The sequence below is a fragment of the Desulfovibrio sp. OH1186_COT-070 genome, from assembly GCF_003860215.1.
Classification (GTDB): Bacteria; Desulfobacterota; Desulfovibrionia; order Desulfovibrionales; family Desulfovibrionaceae; genus Desulfovibrio.
Genome location: NZ_RQYH01000082.1, coordinates 1 through 1389, shown reverse-complemented (window position 1 = coordinate 1389; position 1389 = coordinate 1). Strand labels below are relative to the sequence as shown.

The following is a 1389-nucleotide window of genomic DNA, read 5'->3' as shown; positions in this document are numbered from 1 at the left end:
TCGATGTGAACTCTTGGGGGAGATAAGCCTGTTATCCCCGGGGTAGCTTTTATCCGTTGAGCGATGGCCCTTCCATGCGGAACCACCGGATCACTAAGTCCGTCTTTCGACCCTGCTCGACTTGTAGGTCTCGCAGTCAAGCTCCCTTATGCCTTTACACTCTATGAATGATTTCCAACCATTCTGAGGGAACCTTTGAGCGCCTCCGTTACCTTTTAGGAGGCGACCGCCCCAGTCAAACTGCCCACCTGACACGGTCTCCCACCACGATAAGTGGTGCGGGTTAGAAAGCCAACACAGCTAGGGTAGTATCCCACCAACGCCTCCACGTAAGCTAGCGCTCACGTTTCAAAGGCTCCTACCTATCCTGTACAAGCTGTGCCGAATTTCAATATCAGGCTACAGTAAAGCTCCACGGGGTCTTTCCGTCCTGTCGCGGGTAACCTGCATCTTCACAGGTACTAAAATTTCACCGAGTCTCTCGTTGAGACAGTGCCCAAATCATTACGCCTTTCGTGCGGGTCGGAACTTACCCGACAAGGAATTTCGCTACCTTAGGACCGTTATAGTTACGGCCGCCGTTTACTGGGGCTTCGATTCGTAGCTTCGCCGAAGCTAACCACTCCTCTTAACCTTCCAGCACCGGGCAGGCGTCAGCCCCTATACATCACCTTACGGTTTAGCAGAGACCTGTGTTTTTGATAAACAGTCGCTTGGGCCTATTCACTGCGGCTCTTCTGGGCTTGCACCCTAAAGAGCACCCCTTCTCCCGAAGTTACGGGGTCATTTTGCCGAGTTCCTTAACAAAGGTTCTTCCGCGCGTCTTAGGATTCTCTCCTTGCCTACCTGTGTCGGTTTTGGTACGGGTATCTTCTCACTCAATAGTACCTTTTCTTGGCAGTTTGGAGTCTGTTGCTTCTCTACTTGTTTTTCGATCCCCATCGTATCTCAGTATTAAATTTTGGGATTTGCCTCAAAATTCTACCTACATACTTAGACGTGCTCTACCATTCACACGCTCAACATATCCTCCTGCGTCAGTACATCTCTTAAACATTCAAAGATAGTACAGGAATCTCAACCTGTTGTCCATCGCTTACGCTTTTCAGCCTGGGCTTAGGTCCCGACTTACCCTGAGTGGACGAGCCTTCCTCAGGAATCCTTAGGTTTTCGACGGGTGAGATTCTCACTCACCTTTCGCTACTCATGCCAGCATTCTCTCTTCTGTAAAATCCACATCGGCTTACGCCTTATGCTTCGTCTCTTACACATTGCTCCTCTACCACTACTTTCGTAGTCCACAGCTTCGGTATTAGATTTTAGCCCCGTTCATTTTCGGCGCTCTACCACTTGACCAGTGAGCTATTACGCACTCTTTAAATGTATGGC

1 rRNA gene is annotated in these 1389 nt (G+C 49.7%); it reads right to left on the bottom strand.

The features are described from left to right. Positions 1 to 1389, bottom strand: a 23S ribosomal RNA gene (locus EII23_RS11870); the annotation flags it as partial.